General features: G+C 72.9%; 11 protein-coding genes. 6 read left to right on the top strand and 5 right to left on the bottom strand.

Annotated features, from left to right (window positions below):
* The first annotated feature begins 48 nt into the window (after positions 1 to 48).
* Positions 49 to 711, top strand: a complete 663-nt coding sequence (locus tag OG552_RS18895) for a TetR/AcrR family transcriptional regulator (RefSeq protein WP_329134417.1) — start codon at positions 49 to 51, stop codon at positions 709 to 711.
* A 63-nt stretch (positions 712 to 774) separates the two neighbouring features.
* Positions 775 to 1233, top strand: coding sequence for a tetratricopeptide repeat protein (locus OG552_RS18890; protein WP_329134415.1), 459 nt, complete (start codon positions 775 to 777; stop codon positions 1231 to 1233).
* Positions 1234 to 1393: 160 nt separating this feature from the next.
* Here OG552_RS18890 and OG552_RS18885 read toward each other — a convergent pair whose 3' ends face one another.
* Positions 1394 to 3616, bottom strand: coding sequence for an MMPL family transporter (locus tag OG552_RS18885; RefSeq protein ID WP_329134414.1), 2223 nt, complete (start codon positions 3614 to 3616; stop codon positions 1394 to 1396).
* A 205-nt stretch (positions 3617 to 3821) separates the two neighbouring features.
* Between OG552_RS18885 and OG552_RS18880 the strand changes: the two genes are divergently transcribed.
* Both OG552_RS18880 and OG552_RS18875 read left to right on the top strand, forming a co-directional pair.
* A complete protein-coding gene (locus tag OG552_RS18880; protein ID WP_329134412.1) occupies positions 3822 to 4463 on the top strand; it encodes a TetR/AcrR family transcriptional regulator in 642 nt (213 codons plus the stop codon).
* 175 nt (positions 4464 to 4638) lie between these two features.
* Positions 4639 to 5472, top strand: a complete 834-nt coding sequence (locus OG552_RS18875) for an amidohydrolase family protein (protein WP_329140943.1) — start codon at positions 4639 to 4641, stop codon at positions 5470 to 5472.
* Positions 5473 to 5492: 20 nt separating this feature from the next.
* On the opposite strand, the gene OG552_RS18870 is transcribed toward OG552_RS18875, so the two are convergent.
* The 3 genes from OG552_RS18870 to OG552_RS18860 all read right to left on the bottom strand — a co-directional run bounded on the left by OG552_RS18870 (position 5493) and on the right by OG552_RS18860 (position 7972).
* The gene (locus OG552_RS18870) at positions 5493 to 6653 is read right to left on the bottom strand and encodes a nitric oxide synthase oxygenase (RefSeq protein ID WP_329134410.1); all 1161 of its coding nucleotides are present in this window, start codon (positions 6651 to 6653) and stop codon (positions 5493 to 5495) included.
* Between the two features lie 5 nt (positions 6654 to 6658).
* Complete coding sequence (locus OG552_RS18865; RefSeq protein WP_329134408.1) at positions 6659 to 7195, bottom strand: hypothetical protein; 537 nt, start codon at positions 7193 to 7195, stop codon at positions 6659 to 6661.
* A gap of 177 nt (positions 7196 to 7372) precedes the next feature.
* Positions 7373 to 7972 (bottom strand): TetR/AcrR family transcriptional regulator, encoded by a 600-nt coding sequence (locus tag OG552_RS18860; protein ID WP_329134406.1) that lies wholly within the window; start codon positions 7970 to 7972, stop codon positions 7373 to 7375.
* A gap of 124 nt (positions 7973 to 8096) precedes the next feature.
* Here OG552_RS18860 and OG552_RS18855 point away from each other — a divergent pair, with 124 nt between their 5' ends.
* Both OG552_RS18855 and OG552_RS18850 read left to right on the top strand, forming a co-directional pair.
* On the top strand, positions 8097 to 8867 hold the full coding sequence (locus tag OG552_RS18855; protein ID WP_329134404.1) for a VOC family protein: 771 nt from the start codon (positions 8097 to 8099) through the stop codon (positions 8865 to 8867).
* A gap of 46 nt (positions 8868 to 8913) precedes the next feature.
* A complete protein-coding gene (locus tag OG552_RS18850; RefSeq protein WP_329134402.1) occupies positions 8914 to 9660 on the top strand; it encodes an SDR family NAD(P)-dependent oxidoreductase in 747 nt (248 codons plus the stop codon).
* Positions 9661 to 9975: 315 nt separating this feature from the next.
* Here the strand turns inward: OG552_RS18850 and OG552_RS18845 are convergent, their stop codons facing one another.
* Entirely contained in the window at positions 9976 to 13464 is a 3489-nt protein-coding gene (locus tag OG552_RS18845; RefSeq protein WP_329134400.1) for a DEAD/DEAH box helicase, read from the bottom strand.
* Positions 13465 to 13753 lie beyond the last annotated feature (289 nt).

Below are 13753 nucleotides of genomic sequence, written 5' to 3'. Positions count from 1 at the left end.
ACCCCCGGAAGACCAGCGACCACCGAAGAACCCCAGGAAGGCTGCGGGATGACCGGCGCAGGAACGGTGGGCGGGCGCAAGGCGCGGTCCGCCGAGACCGAGGCCGCCCTGAAGGAAGCGGCCAAGCGGGTCTTCGCCCGTACCGGCTACCTCAAGGCGAAGATCACCGACATCACCGCCGAGGCCGGGCGGGCGGCGGGCTCCTTCTACAGCCACTTCGGCAGCAAGGAACAGCTGCTCGAAGCACTGCTCGTGGACATGCTCGCGGCGGGCGACGAGCGGGTCGAGGAGTCCGACCACAGCCCGGACTTCAGCGATCCCGCGGCCGTACGGTGGCATGTCGCGGCGTACTGGCGGTTCGTCAGCGCCAACCGGGCGGTGGTGACGGCGCTGTACCAGGCCGCCATGGTCGACGAGCACTTCTCCGAGCGGCTGCGGCTGCTGCTGGAGCCGAATCTGCACGACATCGCGGACCACCTGGAGCACATCCGCGGCAGCGGCGGCGAACTGCCGGGCGATCCGTTGGTGGTGGCCTCGGCGATGACCTCGCTGATGTCGCAGTTCGCCTTCACCTGGCTCCTCGGCAGCCCGCCGGGCCGGCGCGAGCTCACCGAGCAGGAGGCGGTGGACACCCTCACCCGCTTCATCGTGCACGGCATCTCCGGGCCCGCCGGAGCCGTACCCGACCGGTCGGCGACCGCCGCGGAATAGGCTCCGGCACACCCTCCGTTGAGGTAGTTGAACTCTTAACAAAGCCTCCGGAGAGGAGCCGTCATGACCGACAGGTTCAGCAGCTACCGCCCCGACGGCGAGCCCACCGCCGACCGCTGGGTGGGCGCGCTCCACCTCTTCGACGCGGACGGCGGCCAGGGGGCCGAGGGAGCCGGCGGGGTGGTCACGCTCCACCAGGAGAGCGCCGCGGAGCGCTGGCAGCGGGCCGAACTGCTCTTCGCCGAGAAGCACTACGCGGACGCAGCGAAGCTGCTGCTCGGCGTGGTCGCCGAGTTCCCCGAGCACGTGGCGGCCCGGCTGCTGCTGGCCCGCGCGTACTACCACTCGGCGCAGCTGCGGCGGGCCGAGGAGGAACTGCGGGCGGTCATTGCCAGCGACCCGGTCGAGCACTACGCCCACCTGATGCTGGGCCGCACCCTGGAACGCCAGGGCCGCAGGGACGAGGCCGCCCGGTGGCTCCGGATGGCGGGCGCGTTCTCCGGTGAGGACGTCGCCGGCTGACCCTGCCGGGAGCCGCCGGGTCACCCGCCCACCTCGCCCGGAACTGCCGGATCACCCCGCCGACCTCGCCGCGAACCGCCGGGCCACCCGACCTCGCCGCGAACCGCCGGATCCCCTGCCGCATGCGGCAGGGGATCCGGCGGTTCCGCGTATCCGGCGGTCAGCTGTCGCCGTGCCCCCGCCCGCCCGGGGCGCCCGCCGTTTCCAGCTCATGGCCGGCGAGCCGGTCCTCCAGCCGCTGCCCCTCGATGTCGGGGTCGGGGACGTACCTGGCGAACCACCGCGGGTGGTACCAGAGCTTCGACCGGACGATCGCCATCACCGCGGGCACCAGCGTGAGCCGTACCACGAAGGCGTCGAGGAAGACCCCGACCGCGAAGCTGAAGCCGATCGCCTTGATGGTGGGGTCGTTGGTGAACATGAACGCGACGAAGATGAAGAACATGATCAGCGCCGCCGCGGTGACCACCCGGGCCGACACCCCGGTGCCGCGCTCGACCGCCCGGCGGGCGTCGCCGTTCTTGGTGTAGTCCTCCTTGATCCGCGAGACGACGAAGACCTCGTAGTCGCTGGAGAGGCCGAAGATGATCGCCAGCATGATGATCGGCAGGAAGCTGATCGTCTCGGACGGTGTGATGCCGAAGATGTGCTCGCCCCAGCCCCACTGGAAGATCGCCACCTGTGCGCCCAGCGCGGCGGCCATCGAGAGCAGGAAGCCCAGGATCGACTTGACCGGCACCAGGATCGTCCGGAAGGCGAAGGTCAGCAGGACGAACGCCAGGCCGACCACGACGATCAGGAAGACCGGCAGCGCGCCGGAGAGCTTCGACGAGACGTCGATGTTGGACGCGGTGGTGCCGCCGACCAGGATGTGCGCGCCGGTGGAGCCCTCGATGGCCGCCCGGTCGTCACGGAGCTTGTGGACGAGATCGGCGGTGGCCGTGTCGTTCGGCCCGGACTTCGGGATCACCCGGACCAGCGAGATGTCGTTCTTCGCCGCCAGCGGGGTCACCTTGGCGACATCGGGCACCTTGGCGAGCGCTCCGGCGATCTGCTGGGTGTCCGCCGCGCCGTCGACGTCCTGGGCGACGATCAGCAGCGCGCCGTTGAAGCCGGCGCCGAAGCCCTCGGTGGTGAGGTCGTACGCCTTGCGCTGGGTGTTGTCCTTGGACTGCGAGGCGCCGCTGGGCAGCCCGAGCTGGATCTGGGTGGCCGGGATCGCGAGGACGCCGAGCAGCACGATGCCGCCGATCAGGACGAGCACCCGGTTGCGGACGACGAATCGGGCCCAGCGCGCGCCGGCCGGGCTCTCCGGGTCGGCGGCGGACCGGCGGGCGACCTTCTCCGCGCGCCTGCCGAGCACCGGCAGGCGGGTGAACCGCGCCACCTTCGGCCCGGCGAAGCCCAGCAGCGCGGGCACCAGCGTCAGCGCGATCAGCAGCGCGACGGCCACGGACGCCGCGGCGGCCACCCCCATGACGGTCAGGAACGGGATGCCGACCACGGTCAGACCGCAGAGCGCGATGATCACCGTGAGGCCGGCGAAGACCACCGAACTGCCCGCCGTGCCCATGGCCAGCGGCACCGACTCCTCCGGTGTCATGCCGTTGAGCAGGTTGGTGCGGTGCCGGGAGAGGATGAACAGGCCGTAGTCGATGCCGCAGGACAGGCCGAGCATCAGCGCGACGGTGGTCGAGGCCGAGGCGATCGTGACCACCGAGGCGACGGCCGTGATGCCCATCAAGGTGGTGACCACGCCGATGATCGCCCCCAGGATCGGCATGCCGGCGGCCACGAAGGCGCCGAAGGTGACCATCAGGATGACGAACGCGACGATCAGGCCGATCAGTTCGGGCACTTCGGAGATCTCTGTGCGCCAGCCCGGATAGACGCTGCCGTTGTACTCGACCTGGACGCCGGCCGCCTGGACCGGCTTCACCGCTTCCTTGACCGCGTCGAGGCCGGCGTCCTTGACGTCGGGCGGCTTGGCCGACCACTGCACCTGGCCGAGCGCGATGCTGCCGCTCGGTGAGACGAGGTCGGCGGTGAAGGGATCCACCACCGAGGACACCTGCGGCACCGACTTGATGGTGGTGAGTGCCTTCTCGATCGCCGCCTTGTCGGCCGGATCGCTGACCTTGGCGCCGCCGTGGGTGGCGAAGACGATCGTGCTCTGGCCGCCGCTGAAGGCCGGCAGCTTCGCGGAGAGGACGTCGGAGGCGTTCTGGGCCTCGGTGTTCGGAATGGTGAAGTTGTCGTTCGTCTTGCCGCCGCTCGCCTGGGCGATGGCGATGGCGGCGACGGCGGCAGCCAGCCACAGCCCCAGAACGAGCCGACGTCGCCGGAACGCGAACCGGGCGAGTCGGTACAGATAGCTTGACATGGGTAGATATCTCCACAGCCGGTCGCGGATCTCGGACGCCACCGCCGACGCTAGACATTTCACTTGCCGATCGTCAAGCGAATCGCTAGCCGATGTATGGTGAGTCACTAGTTAGGCGGCAAGTGAATCGCTAGCCGATCGGCCGGTGAGTGGCCTGCCCCGAGCTTGTATGCTGTGATGTGGGCCACGAAGGAGGAACACATCCATGCCGACGCCTGCCAAGGGCATGTCGACCCGTGCGGTGCAGGCCGAGCAGACCAGGCAGCAGATCCTGGGGACTGCCCAGCGGCTCTTCATCGAGCGGGGCTACACCGCCACGTCGCTGCAGATGATCGCGGATGAGCTGGGGCTGACCAAGGCCGCCGTGTACTACCACTTCCGGGCCAAGCACGACATCCTGCACGCCGCGATGATGCCGGGCATCCTGCGGATGGAAGCCCTGCTCGACCAGGCGGAGGCGATGCGCGGACGGCGGGCCCGGATCGACCATGTGGTCTCCGGCTTCGTCGACTTCCTGGTGGAGAACCGCCACTACGCGGTGATGGCCTCGACCGACCCGGACGCGAAGCACAGCAAGCGGCCGGACAAGGACGGGACCGCCGAGTCGCTGCGGCTGCGGGGCCTCACCCTCTTCTTCGGCGAGCACCCGACCGGCGCCGAACGGCTCTCCTACAACGCGGTGTTCTCCGTCACCGACAGCCTCCCCGATCTGGTCGACCTGACCGACGAGGAGCTGCGCGAGGCCCTGCAGACCACGATGCTGCGCATCCTGCGGGTGCCGGCCGCCTCCCCGGCCCGTGAGCAGCCGCGCGACCGGTCCGGCTGGGAGCCGGTCCCGCCGGTCTGACCGCACCGGCCCGCCCGTCCGGCGGGTGGTTAGAGTGGCGATCATGCCGTCCGGTACGCAGTACGCCCGCCCGCACGGGGACGCCGGGAGCCCCGGGCCCGCCGGTGACAGCAGCGGCGCGGGGACGGTGGCCGCCGGGACCGAGCCGGCCGAGGTCGCCGACTGGCGCCGCGCGATGGGGCTGCCCTCGCTGATCGACATCCACACGCACTTCATGCCCGAGCGGCTGCTGGCCAAGGTCTGGGCGTACTTCGACGCGGCCGGGCCGCTGGTGGGGCGCCCCTGGCCGATCACCTACCGGCTGGCGGAGGAGCGGCGGCTGGACGTGCTGCGCGGCTTCGGGGTCCGGGCCTTCACCTCGATGCTCTATCCGCACAAGCCGGGTATGGCCCGGTGGCTCAACGACTGGTCGGCCGGCTTCGCCGCGCGGACGCCGGACTGTCTGCACACCGCGACGTTCTTCGCCGAGCCCGGCGCCGTCGAGGATGTGCGGCGCGCCCTGGACCAGGGGGCGCGGGTCTTCAAGTGCCATGTGCAGGTGGGCGGTTTCGACCCCAACGACCCGCTGCTCGACGGGGTGTGGGGCCTGCTCGCCGAGGCCGGGGTGCCGGTGGTGACCCACTGCGGCTCCGGGCCGGCGCCCGGCGCCTTCACCGGTCCTGAGCCGATCGCCGCGCTGCTCGCGCGGCACCCCCGGCTGCCGCTGGTCGTCGCCCACTTGGGGATGCCGGAGTACGAGGAGTTCCTTTCCCTGGCCGAGCGCCACGACCGGGTCATGCTCGACACCACGATGGCCTTCACCGCGTTCGCCGAGGAGGACGCGCCCTTCCCGCGCGGCGCGCTCCCCCGCCTCGGCGGCCTGGGGGACCGGGTCCTGCTCGGCACGGACTTCCCCAACATCCCCTATCCCTATGCCGAAGCGCTGCACGCGCTGGAACGGACCGGCCTCGGGACGCCGTGGCTGCGGGCGGTCTGCCACGACAACGCGGCACGGCTCTTCGGTCTCTGAGCCGGGCGGCCGGCCGCGCCCTACGGGGCAGGGCGTGCGGCGGTGCGGTCCGAACCCCACGCGGGTTCCTGGCGGTGGAAGTCAGGGGACTGCGGTGAACTGGTGTACGTGCGGGGGAAGACCGGGGTGAGGCAGGCGGACAGCGGCGGCACGATCCAGTCCCGCTCGGCGGGGGTCTCCCGGCCGCGGCGCCGTTCGCGTTCCTCGTGGGTGACGAACTGCCGGGTCACGGTGTGGTGGTCGACCATGTGGACGCCGGCCTGCCGGAAGGAGTGGAGGACGGCCCGGTTCAGTTCGACCAGCGCGCGGTCCTTCCAGAGCGTGTCGTCCCGGCTCATGTCCAGTCCGAGCCCGGCGGCGACCTGCGGCAGCATGGCGTAGCGGTCGGCGTCGGCGAGGTTGCGCGCGCCGATCTCATAACCGACGTACCAGCCGTTGAACGGGCAGGCGGGGTAGGTGATCCCGCCGATCTCCAGCGCCATGTCGGAGATGGCGGGCACCGCGTGCCAGCGCAGGCCGAGCTCCGCGAACCAGTCGAACTCCGGGTGCACCAGGTCGACTTCGAGCACCGCGTCAGCCGGCAGCTCGAACCAGCGCGGCTGTTCACCGGGCAGTTGCACGATGAGCGGCAGGATGTCGAAGGCGGTGCCGGCGCCGCGCCAGCCGAGCGCCTCGGCCGCCGCGGTGATCCCGAGGTGCAGCGGGTCGCCGAGCACGGCGGCGTCCGGGCGGGCGTACCCGGCGTACCGGACCAGTTGGGGGTTCCAGATGCGCGGCCCGGGGCTTTCCGGGCCGCTCGGGCCGAAGACGGTGATGACCGGCAGGAGCCTGCCGCCGTTGGTGGCCAGCCGCAGGTGCTCCACGCACGCCTCGAAGATCTCCTCGGCGCTCGTCGCGTCGCGCCGGTCGAGCACCCGCAGCGCCTTCCAGTGCAGCCGGCCCACGCAGCGGGCATGGTTGCGCCAGGCGGTCCGGCAGCCGTGGGCCAGTTCCGCGGTGGTCTGCCGGTAGGTGCCGGTCGCCTCGATCCCGGCGAGCGCCGCGGCGAGCCGGTCCGTGCGGTCACCCTCGACGGGTGTCCCGGGGTGCAGGAGGAACTCCCGCGCCCCGCGCCGGATCCCGGCCTCCGCGGCCGGACCGGCCGGGCACCGCACCGGTCCGGGTGTCGCGTACTGGGTCATCCGGCTCAGCGGTCCAGGTGCAGCGTGAAGCGGACGAGCTTGCCGTCCAGGGTGATCCGCGCCTCGCCGCCGGCGCCCGCGTAGTCACCGGTGCCGCCGACGATCGCCGAGTCGCCCGTGTACGGCCCCGCGCCGAAGCGGTCGATCATCGCGCTCAGCGCCAGATCGCCGCCGGCGGTGCGCAGCACCCGCTGGCACTGGGTGATCGCGCCCTGCGAGGTGACGTCCACCACCGAGCACTTGGCGCTGCCGTCCCCGATGGTCCGGCCGGGCTTGCCGTCCTCGCTCTGGTGCACTTCGAGGTGGGTGACCCAACTCGCCCCGAGCGTCAGCGTCTTCGGCTGGGTGTCGGCGCTCTTCACCGCGACCCACTCCAGGGCGGAACCGCTCGGCGCGGCGGCCTGGGCCGCGGCGGGGGCCGGGGCCCCGGAAGCGCTGGTGAGGCCGGCGATCGCGGCGACCGCCGCGATCGCCGCGGCCGCGGTCACCGTCACACGGAACGTACGCGAGGAGGAGCGGGCGGGCAGACGGAATGAGGACACGTGACCTCCACAGGGTGTGCGGGACCGGCCGGTTCGCTGGACAGCCACCGCGATACGGCGCCGGACCGGTTGTGTCCTCACTCCATCCCGCCCGGGCGTACCGGCACAAATCGGTTGTGCCCCGCGTCACTCCGATGGACGTAAACGGACCCTTGGCAGGCCGGGTTCCGGCGGGGATCAGCCGCGGACCGCGGCGATCGCCGCGTCGAGCAGCACGTCGAGTTCCTGATCGTTCTCCGGCCGGGTCCACGCGTCCACCGCCGTGTCCAGGCAGGCGAGCGCGGCGGCGACGATGGCGCGGGCCTGCAACTGCCGCGCCGCGGCGGGGCCTTCGAGCCGCGGGGTGATACCGGGGACGAGGAGTTCGTTCCACTGGGCGTGCTTCTGCTGCTGGGCGGCACGCAGCGAGGGGGTGGTGGCGAGCAGCGTGGACCTGGCGCGCGCGACACCGCCGTCGTCCTTCAGCGCCCGCAGCGGTCCGTCCAGCGCACGGCGCAGCGCCTCCCAGGCCGGCTCCTCGGCCGGCCGCGCCTCAAGAGCCGCGGCCAGGTCGTGGCCGACCTGCAGCATGGAGCCCACGACCATGTCTTCCTTGGTGGCGAAGTAGCGGAAGACGCTGCGCCCCGACATGCCGACCGCAGCGGCAACCTGGTCGACGGTCGTCTCCTCGTACCCCTGCTCCATGAAGAGCGCCATCGCGGCGTTCGCGATCTCGGCCTGCACGGCCCGGCGCGTCGCCTCCCGCAGACCCGACCGTCGCGCTCCCGCATCTCTCACGGCCCAGAGCATAACATGACACGAACGTCACCCACTCGCAAAGTTGTCATCGACTGACACAGTCGTCTACGGTTGACACACGCTGCCGGATGCGGCGGCACGCGACCTGAAGCGAGGAGAGGCCATGGATATCGAGGCGTACGAGGACGGCGTGCCGTCGTGGGTCGAGCTCACCACCCCGGACCCCGCCGGCGCCGGCTTCTACGGGCGGCTCTTCGGCTGGACCTACCGGGAACCGTCCGGGGCGGCCCGCAGGACCGGCCTGCTCCGGGGGCGCCCGGTGGCAGCGGTCGGCCACGACCCGGACACCGAGCAGGCGGCCTGGACGATGTACGTCAACGTCGCCGACGCCGACCGGACGGCCGAGAAGGTCACCGTCGCGGGCGGCAGCGTCCTGCGCGCACCGCACGACCTCGGGACCGCGGGCCGCGCGGCGCTCTTCGCCGACCACAGCGGCGCGCGGTTCGCGGTGTGGCAGGCCGGCGCGCACCAGGGAGCGGGTGCCGTGGCCGAACCGGGCACCTTCTCCTGGAGCGAGCTGATCACCGATGACCCGGAGAAGTCCGCGGCCTTCTACGGCTCGGTCCTCGGCTGGACCGTCTCAGAACCCGAAGGCCCGCTGCGGCGGCGCGCGTTCCGGTCGGACGGCCGGCCCCGGGCCGGCCTGCTGCCGCGACCGCCCGCGATGCCCGCCTCCGTCCCGCCCTACTGGGACGTGTACTTCGCCGTCGCCGACGCCGCCGACGCGGCCGAAGCGGTCACCGGCCTCGGCGGCAGCGTACTGATGCCCGCCACCGCGATGGAGCACGGCACGATCGCGGTCCTCACCGATCCGGCGGGCGCGGTCTTCACCGTGTCATCCGCGGCACCCGCGGCAGCCGCCGCGCAGCACTGAATTCCGCCGTCCGGGAACCCCCGGCCGGGCCAGAAGGAGACTCATCGTGTCAGTGAACGCAAAGACAGGCATCGTCACCGGGGCCGGCTCCGGTCTCGGTGAAGCGGGAGCCAAGCGGCTCACCCGGGACGGCGCCCGGATCGTGGTCGCCGACCGCGACCGGGAGAGCGCCGAGCGGGTGGCCCGGGAGATCCGCGCCGGCGGCGGAGAGGCGACACCCTTCGTCGCGGACGTGTCGGTCCTCGAAGAGACCGAGCGGCTGGTGGAGTTCGCGGTCGCCACCTACGGAGGGCTCGACATCGCCTTCAACAACGCCGGCGTCACCCCGCAGCTCGTCGACCTCCACGAGATCGACCCGGCGCAGTGGCAGCGGGTCATCGACGTCAACCTCACCGGGATCTTCCACAGCATGAAGGCCGAACTGACCTACTTCGTCGGCCGGGGCGGCGGCGCGATCGTCAACATGGCCTCCACCGCGGGGGTGATGGCACACGCCGGGCGGGCCGCCTACGCCGCCTCGAAGCACGGCATCGTCGGGCTGACCAGGTCCGCCGCGGTGGAGTACGCCCGGCGCGGCATCCGGATCAACGCGGTCGCACCCGGCCCGATCGACGGACCGTCCGCCCAGGCGCTGCCGCCCGAGGTGCGCGCCACGATCGCCGCCAAGACGGCGATGAACCGGCCCGGCACCCTGGAGGAAGTGGCCGCGGTGGTGGAGTTCCTGCTCTCCGACGAAGCCTCCTTCGTCACCGGCTCCGTCTACGAGATCAACGGCGGCCAGACACAGATCTGAGCGGCCACCAGGGGTGGACCGCTCCAGACCGTTCCGGCACAGGGGGAAGCACAGGGACAGAGGAAAACGTCAGCCGCGCCGCACCATCATGACGATCAGCACGATGACGATGATGAGGACGATCGTGCCGATACCTATGTACATGGGGGCTCCTTTGCCGGATGGACCTCGGACAGCGAATGGGGACGGGACCCGGCCGTTCTCCCGGCCGGCTGCTCCCACCAAGGCGGCTGCCCCGCGTCCGTACGTTCACTTGAGGGCCGCTGAAGGAGGAGTACGCCCGGTCTTCCGGGGTAGTCGCCGCGGCGGATCCGCTCAGCGCGGGCCGGCGGCCGGGCCCGGGTGGTCGAAGCGGGGGAGGCGGGCCGCCAGTACCGAGAAGTGGTTCTGGGCACGCCAGGCATCGTGGTCGCCGATCACGATCAGGCGGCGGCGGGCCCGGCTGACCGCGACGTTGAGGAGGTTGGGCCGGGCGGCGGCCCAGCGGCGGGAGCCGGCCGCGTCGGGGTGCGTGCCCAGGATCAGCAGCACCACATCGGCCTCCTTGCCCTGCGCGGTGTGGACGGTGCCGATCCGGTGCGGGGGCACCAGCCCGGCCAGCACCGACCTGGCGCCGGAGGCGACGTCGCGGAACGGGCTGAGCACGAAGAGGCCGTCCTCCGGCAGCCCGTCCCGGCGCAGCCTCCGCACCGCGTCGGCCAGCGCCCTGCCCTCCGCCGGCACCCACCTGCCGGTCGTCTCCCGCGACCGCACATGCCACCAGAAGCTCTCCCGGGGCGGTGCGAACTCCCCCCGCCCGCCCACCGCGTGGACCATCAGACCGTCGTAGGCGATGGCGTTGCTCACCCCGAACATCGGCTCGTCGCAGCGCCGGTGCACCCGCAGCGGCGCACCCACCCACACCTGTGCCGAGCCGTCGGGCAGGTCCGCCGGCAGCGTGGTGCCCCAGCGGGCCGTCCGGTCGGCCACCTGCTGCGCCGACGTCCACGACGGGGCCCACTCCTGGGCGACCCCGTGGTGCTCGCGCAGCCGCTGCTGCGCCTTCCACGGCAGGACGACCACCGGTTCGAGCTGCAGCGGATCGCCGAGGAGCAGCGCCCGCCTGCTGCGCCAGAGCGCGCCGACCGGCAGCTGCGGCGCGGCCTGCCCGGCCTCGTCCACGAAGAGCCAGCCGATGTCCTCACGGCCGAGCCCGGCGAAGAGCCGGTCGAAGGAGGCGAAGGTGGTCGAGACCACGGGGACGGCGAGGAAGAGGCTCTGCCAGGCGGCGCGTACCGCGTCGGCCGGGAGGTCCTTCGGTGCGTCGCCGCCGACGACTTCCATGGCCGCGTCGAGGTTCGCCAGCATCGTCGGTCCCGCGGCCCGCAGGAACTCCTCGTGCAGGCGCAGCGCTTCGAGGAAGAGCCGGGTGCGGGCGGTGGCGAACTCCTCGTCCGCCCAGGGTGCGGACTTCTCCCGCCGCTCCACCGTCTCCGGGTCGGCGCCCGCGGTGAAGGCCGCCGGGTCGGGCAGGTGGTCGCCCCAACGCGCCCGCGCCTGCGCGACCTTGCGTTCCAGCGCCGCCACCGCGTCCTGCGCGACCCGGGCGTCCGCGGCGAGTCGCTCCGCCGACTCCGTCTCGCGGTCCGTCGCGTCCTGGAGCCGGCGGGCCGCCTCGGCCGCCGTCGCCGCCTCCTGGAGTGCCGCGGTGAGCCGGTCGTACTCCTCCTGCCAGGAGCGGTTGGCGCCGCCGAGGGTGAACAGGCTCTGTATCAGGTCGGGCTGGGTCGCCCGGTGGTCCCGGCGGCGCTCCCGCCTGGCCTCCTCGACCGCTGCCAGCCGCTCGGCTTCTTCCCGCGCCGCCGCCGCGCGCCGTACCAGCTCCGGGAGCCGGCCCGCGGCCTCCGCCGCCTTCCGGGCGGCGGCCTCGGCGTCCTGCCGGACGGTGGTGAGGTCCGCCAACGCGCCCGCGGCCCGCTGCCGTTCGCTGCGCAGCCGCTCCACCTGGCGCTTGGCGGCCTTGAAGCGGCGCACCGCGGCGGGCCAGTCGACGGGGGCGGGTGGTTCGGCGGCGGGGCCGGCGGGCTTGCCGCTGAGGAGTTGGCGCAGGCCCGGTTCCGTACCGCCGCCCTGGCGCCCGGTCCCGGTCCTGCGCTGCCCCTGCGGGGGGTTGCCCCACCAGAAGCTCCGGGTGAAGTCGTTGCGGTTCCGGCGGTTGCCGAGGCGGGCCGCGACAGCGCCCCACGCCGGTGCGCCGCCGAGCATCAGGCGGGCCGGGCCGCTGAGGTAGGCGGCCTCGTCGTGCCACTGCTCGGCGATGGCGGCCCTGGCCGGGATCTCGTCGGTGATGTTCTCCACCGCGCCGTTGTTGGCGGAGGCCACCACCATCTCGTAGCCGGTCAGTTCGGCCTTGAGCCGGCGGACGGTGCGGGTGTACCGCTCGCTGCGCCAGGTGTACGCCTTGCCGAACGCCGCCCGGGGACTGGCGAGTTCGGCGAGCGCGCAGGCCCGGCTGGTGACCAGCGCGGCTATCACGTCCCGCAGCATGGTGGTCTTTCCGGTGCCGGGCGGGCCGTTCACCGCGAAGAGAGCGCCGCCGGCCGGTCCGGCCGCTTCCGCGAGGAGGGTGTTGACGGCGAACTGCTGGCTCAGGGCGAGCGAGCGGTCGGCCGCCGAGGGCCACCTGCCGAGCGGTACGAGCCGGGGCTCGACGCCGGCCAGCACCTCGGCGGGGTGCTCGCGGACGTCCCGGCGCCGCGCGGTGTCGATGCTCTCCGCGGCGGTGAGATAGGTGGTGAGGGCCGGGCCGGTCCGGCCCCGGGCCAGTTCGCCCGTGACCCGTTCCAGGTCCTCGGCGACGAAGCTGTTGAGGAAGTCCTGGCCGGTGGACTCACCGGCGTGCTCCTCCCGTACCCGCACGCTCCGCACCCGGGCCGCGTCGGGCACCAGGTCGGCGGTCACCCCCAGCCGGGCGGCGAGCCAGGCGGTGAAGGCGGCGATGCCCTCGAAGGTCAGCGGGCGGCTGCCGAGATTCTCCGGCAGCCAGTCCTCGTCCGCCGGTGCAGGTGCCGCTGCCGCGTCCGCCCTCGCCGCTGCCGGCTCGTGTGTCCCGCCCCCGCCCAGGACCGCGTCCGCCACTCCGGTCGCCAGGCTCTCCACGGCCCCGCCGGCCGCCGCCTGCGCCGCCTCGCCCACCACGCCGTCGAGGAGGCGGCCCACCGCGCCGGTGGCGAGCGTGGTCAGTCCGGTCACCGCGCCCCCGGTCACCGCGTTCGCCACGAGTTGCCCGGCCGCCGCGAGCAGACCGCTCGCGCCCGCCGCCGCGCCGCCCCGCCGCACGGTGAGCCGGCCGTCGCCCAGATCCAGCAGTTGCCGTTCGCAGTGGGCCGCCTGTTCGGCGAAGCCCGCCAGCCAGTCGAGGTCGTCCGGGCCCGGCGACCGGGTGCGGCCGACCGCCCAGGCGCAGGTCGACACGCCCACCGAGTCCTGGAGCAGCAGGCCGTCCTCGTTGACCGTGAACGCCAGCAGGGCGCTGTCGCCGCCGACCCGTCCGTCCAGATCCTCCTGGGCGGCGTCGGGGAACACCTCGGCGAGCACGTCACGGACCCGTTCGACGGCGAAGACCCCGCAGTAGACGGTGTGCTGCCACACGTGGCCCGGCCGCGCGGCCGGCAGCGGGCTGCGCGCCTCCCACGGCAGCGGCCGGTCAGGACGCACCGCGAAGACCTGCTCCGCGGGCCGCACCGCGGGCACCTGCTGCGGGCTGAACAGCTCGACGGCCCGCCAGAACCGCACCACCCCGGCCGCCCGCTGCCGCTCGCCCACCCCGTCCGCCTCCCTCTCCTCCCGCGGACTGGCCAGCCTAAGGGCTGTCCCGTCATCCCCGGTGGATCAGCGTGCGGCGTCAGATGCGGTGGATCGCCAGGCGGAGGGTCGTCCTCATACCGGGTCGTATCCGGACGGCCCGACAACGCAGCGAGGCGCCGCAGCTGTCGTCGCGCGCCCGCCGGGGATGACGGGACAGCCCTGAGGCGGTGTCCGGCACCAGCCGCCTGTCCCGCGGCGCCTGGCACGCACGCTCCGTCGGCATAGCGAGCTGATCTCCCTCCGCCGT

Origin of the sequence: Streptomyces sp. NBC_01476 (assembly GCF_036227265.1) — a bacterium.
GTDB lineage: Bacteria > Actinomycetota > Actinomycetes > Streptomycetales > Streptomycetaceae > Actinacidiphila.
The sequence above is the reverse complement of the archived record's forward strand: the minus strand, read 5'-3'. Positions and strand labels throughout refer to the sequence as shown.

Excerpts from the sequence above, each read along its gene's own strand:
- OG552_RS18875 (WP_329140943.1), top strand. The coding sequence starts at position 4,639 with ATGGGGCTGCCCTCGCTGATCGACATCCACACGCACTTCATGCCCGAG.
- OG552_RS18880 (WP_329134412.1), top strand. The coding sequence starts at position 3,822 with ATGCCGACGCCTGCCAAGGGCATGTCGACCCGTGCGGTGCAGGCCGAG.
- OG552_RS18885 (WP_329134414.1), bottom strand. The coding sequence starts at position 3,616 with ATGTCAAGCTATCTGTACCGACTCGCCCGGTTCGCGTTCCGGCGACGT.
- OG552_RS18855 (WP_329134404.1), top strand. The coding sequence starts at position 8,097 with ATGGATATCGAGGCGTACGAGGACGGCGTGCCGTCGTGGGTCGAGCTC.
- OG552_RS18870 (WP_329134410.1), bottom strand. The coding sequence starts at position 6,653 with ATGACCCAGTACGCGACACCCGGACCGGTGCGGTGCCCGGCCGGTCCG.
- OG552_RS18890 (WP_329134415.1), top strand. The coding sequence starts at position 775 with ATGACCGACAGGTTCAGCAGCTACCGCCCCGACGGCGAGCCCACCGCC.
- OG552_RS18895 (WP_329134417.1), top strand. The coding sequence starts at position 49 with ATGACCGGCGCAGGAACGGTGGGCGGGCGCAAGGCGCGGTCCGCCGAG.